Origin of the sequence: Corynebacterium sp. H127 (assembly GCF_037482665.1) — a bacterium.
Lineage (GTDB): Bacteria > Actinomycetota > Actinomycetes > Mycobacteriales > Mycobacteriaceae > Corynebacterium.
Window position 1 is genome coordinate 1 of sequence record NZ_JBBHKY010000024.1, and the last position, 4,347, is coordinate 4,347.

The 4,347-nt window shown below is 57.6% G+C and carries 3 protein-coding genes and 1 tRNA gene; 2 read left to right on the plus strand and 2 right to left on the minus strand.

Annotation, left to right across the window (positions count from 1 at the left end; translation table 11 throughout):
• On the minus strand, window positions 1-317 hold a 317-nt coding region (locus WG936_RS12310; protein WP_445227968.1), incomplete at its 3' end, for a helix-turn-helix domain-containing protein.
• Between the two features lie 104 nt (window positions 318-421).
• Entirely contained in the window at window positions 422-3,169 is a 2,748-nt protein-coding gene (gene aceE, locus WG936_RS12170; RefSeq protein WP_339573056.1) for a pyruvate dehydrogenase (acetyl-transferring), homodimeric type, read from the minus strand.
• 353 nt (window positions 3,170-3,522) lie between these two features.
• Here aceE and WG936_RS12175 point away from each other — a divergent pair, with 353 nt between their 5' ends.
• Both WG936_RS12175 and WG936_RS12180 read left to right on the plus strand, forming a co-directional pair.
• A complete protein-coding gene (locus WG936_RS12175; protein WP_445227832.1) occupies window positions 3,523-3,951 on the plus strand; it encodes a DUF3052 domain-containing protein in 429 nt (142 codons plus the stop codon).
• Between the two features lie 79 nt (window positions 3,952-4,030).
• Window positions 4,031-4,103: transfer RNA gene (locus WG936_RS12180), tRNA-Val, on the plus strand.
• The last annotated feature ends 244 nt before the right edge of the window (window positions 4,104-4,347 follow it).

The window sequence follows — 4,347 nt, forward strand, 5'->3', positions numbered from 1 at the left end:
CCGGCACGCCACGCACGAACCCAATCCTTGACCAGTTGATCCGAAGACAAACCAAATTCCCTGGCGAGTTCCATCATGGACTGGCCAGCGTTGAATCGATCAACGACGTCTTTCTTCACCTCAAAGGGATACTGCTGCTTGGTTGGCTTCTCCACAAGGCATAGCTTGCCATGAAGCTTGAACCGGCGGGCAAGCCTCTTCACCGGATAGGGGCTAACCCCTAAACGATGGGCTGCCGCGTTATAGCCCAGCCCCTGTTCAAATAACTCAACGAGCTGCTCCCGCTGTGCCTGACTCAACGAACTTCGTGCTCTCAAAAGAAAAACTCCCCACTAGTCGGAAACTGATTTCTCAGTCCAACTAATGGGGAGCAGTTCACTTTCACTGCGCATCCTGCGGGCGGTTGTTCTTTAGTCGGGGATTAGACGGAGGTTGGGTCCGTCAGTTTGTACTTAGCGGCGGCGGCATCGGCGACGGAGACGTCGATCTTGCCTTCACGCGCCAAGCCTGCCAGCACTGCAACGACGATGGACTCGGCATCGATGTTGAAGTAACGACGCGCCGCAGCGCGGGTATCAGAGAAGCCGAAGCCATCTGCACCTAGCACGGTGTAGTCGCCAGGCACCCACTTGCGAATCTGCTCAGGGACGGCGGTGGCGAAGTCGGAAACTGCCACAAACGGACCAGAAACCCCTGAGAGCTGCTTAACAATGAACGGTGCTTCCACCTCAGTAGCAGGGTGGCGGAGCTGCTCGAGATCGCGGGCAGCTCCCTCGCGGGCCAGTTCATTCCACGAGGTGACCGAGAAGATGTTCGCGGCCACGCCATAGTCGTCGCGAAGCAGCTCAGCAGCGCGCAAGGCTTGCTGCATACCGATGCCCGAGGCAAGAATGTTGGCTGTGTGGCCGGAGCCTTCGCCAGCACTGTACTGGTAGATGCCCTTGTGCAGGCCTTCAATATCCAGGTTCTCAGGCTCAGCAGGCTGGGACACTGGCTCGTTGTAAATCGTCAGGTAGTAGATGACGTCATCACCGCGGCCAGGGCCATACATGCGGTCAATGCCCTCACGAATCAGGTGCGCGACTTCGTAGGCGAATGCCGGGTCGTAGCTAACCACCGAAGGGTTAGTGGAGGCGAGCACAGGGGAGTGCCCGTCCATGTGCTGCAGGCCCTCACCAGTAAGTGTGGTGCGGCCAGCCGTAGCACCGAGCAGGAAGCCACGCGTCATCTGGTCTGCGGCAGCCCAGATTGAGTCGCCGGTGCGCTGGAAACCGAACATCGAGTAGAAGATGTACAGCGGAATCATGGCGTGACCGTGCGTCGCATAGGAGGTGCCGGCGGCGATGAAGGATGCCATCGAACCTGCCTCGTTGATGCCCTCGTGCAGGATGTGGCCGTCGGTGGCCTCACGGTAGGAGAGCATCAGATCATGATCCACCGGGGTGTAGTTCTGTCCGTGTGGGTTGTAGATCTTGAGCGTAGGGAACCACGAGTCCATACCGAAGGTACGTGCCTCATCAGGGATGATCGGCACGAGGCGCTCCGCTAGCTCCTTATCGCGCATGAGCTCCTTGAAGGTACGCACCACAGCCATGGTGGTGGCTACCTGCTGCTTGCCGGAGCCCTTACGCATGGACTTGAGCTGATCAATATCTGGGACCGTGATTGGCTCGTAGCTGCTGCGACGTTCCGGCAGGAAGCCGCCCAATTCCTTACGACGCTCCAGCAAGTACTTGATTTCGGGGGCATCAGCACCTGGGTGGAAGTATGGCGGCAGGTAAGGATCCTTCTCCAGTTCTTCGTCGCTGATCGGGATCTGCTGCTTATCGCGGAACTGCTTCAGATCATCCAGAGTCAGCTTCTTCATCTGGTGCGTGGCGTTGCGGCCCTCGAAGTTGTGGCCGAGGCCGTAGCCCTTGATGGTGTGAGCGAGAATGACGGTCGGACGATCCGTCTCCTCCATCGCACGCTTGTATGCTGCATAGACCTTGCGGTAGTCGTGGCCACCGCGTGGCAGGGCCCAGATCTCTTCGTCGGTCATATCTTCGACCAGCTTGAGGGTGCGTGGATCGCGGCCGAAGAAGTGTTCACGCACGTAGGCGCCATCGTTGGCTTTGAAGGTCTGGTAGTCACCGTCAGGCGTGTTATTCATGATGTCGACAAGGGCACCGTCCTTGTCCTTTTCCAGCAGGGCATCCCACTCGCGGCCCCAAACCACCTTGATGACGGACCAGCCGGCACCACGGAAGAAGGACTCGAGCTCTTGGATGATCTGGGTGTTGCCGCGCACCGGGCCGTCGAGACGCTGCAGGTTGCAGTTGATCACAAAGGTCAGGTTGTTGAGGTTATTCAACGCCGCCATCTGGATCAGGCCACGAGACTCTGGCTCGTCCATTTCGCCGTCGCCAAGGAAAGCCCAGACATGCTGCTGGGAGGTGTCCTTGATGCCGCGGTCTTGCAGGTAGCGGTTGAATCGCGCCTGGTAAATAGCGTCCATAGGGCCAAGGCCCATAGAGACGGTAGGAAACTCCCAGAAGTCCTTCATGCCATGCGGGTGCGGGTAGGACGGGATGCCGCCCTGCTCGCGGGAAACTTCCTGACGGAATCCGTCCAGGTCATCCTCGGAGAGACGCCCCTCTAGGAAAGCGCGGGCATACATGCCTGGGGAGGCGTGGCCCTGGAAGAAGATCTGGTCGCCGCCGCCGGGGTGGTCCTTGCCACGGAAGAAGTGGTTGAAACCAACCTCGTACAGGGGGGCTGCGCCAGCGTAGGTGGAGATATGTCCACCGACACCGATGCCGGGGCGCTGGGCGCGGTGCACCATGATGGCGGCGTTCCAGCGCATCCAACGGCGGTAGCGTTTCTCGATGTCCTCATCACCCGGGAACTCAGGCTCTTGAGTCGTCGGAATGGTGTTGACGTAGTCCGTTGAGGTTAAAGCAGGCAGCTCAACCCGCTTGGCGGTGGCGCGCTCAAGCAGACGAAGCATCAGGTAACGGGCGCGCTCAGGGCTGGACTCTTCCAAAAGGCCGTCCAGTGAGTCCATCCACTCCTGGGTTTCCTCCGGATCGGAGTCATTGAGGTAGGACGCAACACCGTCACGAATCAGTGCGATGTTGGAGTCGTCAGTTAGATGGCTACCGGGGTTCGGCTCAGCTGCATCAGCCATGGCATTCCTCCAATATGAATTCTTTGGTCAATCTTCGGCATGCGTGCATAGCTGCGCGCTCCGACATGTCCCTCCAGAATACGGGTTATGCAAGTTCAGTGTTGCATCCGCATAGGAAACTACTGGTGACGTGCGGAATGTTTGCAGAAATTGCAAATCTTCGGGGTATAATTCACAACAGTTTAGAAGCTGATTTTCGAGCCTAAATTTCCTGTGAAACTGCGTGGTTTACCTCTAAAATCCCCCTAAAGTCTGTAATTTCCCAGGAGAACTGGTATTTTCGACGATTGAATCAAGTTTTTGCTTCTGGATGCATCAGCGCCACAAGCGCAGTAAAGAGGAGGACAGATACAGTGGTCGACGTTCCGGGCGTGACTAAGTCAAACGCCCAGGATTATGCTCAGGTTCTGGGTATCGAAGCAGGTCATATAGTGCAGGAAGTGGGCTGGGACGAGGATTGTGACACCGCAATCAGCGAAGCAGTCGAGGATCGCATCGGCGAGGAGCTTCTTGATGAAGATACTGACGAAGTCTGCGATGTTGTACTGCTGTGGTGGCGCGACGACGATGGTGATCTAGTGGACGGCCTCGTGGATTCGATCCGCCCACTCGCAGAAAGTGGTCGCATTTGGTTGCTCACCCCTGGTGCCGGCAAGCCGGGCCACCTGGTGGCCGGTGAAATTGCCGAATCCGCAAAACTCGCCGGCTTGGTGCAAACCACCGCAACCCGTGTTGGTCAGTGGCAAGGTTCCTGCCTAGTGCGCCCGGGAAGCAAGAAGTAAAATCCTTTCTGAGCTGGTGATTTTGGAAGCCTAATCAGGGCATGATACGCTTTTCCGAGTCGCACAGCGATGAAAGTTTGCGCCTTTAGCTCAGCTGGAAGAGCAGCTGGTTTACACCCAGCAGGTCGGCGGTTCGAGCCCGTCAGGGCGCACAGGTATTAACGCTCCGGATCATTTGGTCCGGGGCGTTTCTGTTTTGCGGGGGAAATCGTGCTCGGAGCAAGCAAGTATGCCGTGTTGCAGCGAACCTCTTTTGCCGAACTTTGCAGGGCGGTGTCAAGCTGTGAATGCACCACAAACCAGAAAGGTGGTTCGTGGTGGTTCAACGATCAACACAGAAGATAAGGGACCATGCGGTGGCTTCGGTGCTTGCCGGCCGACGGGTAACTGTGGTCG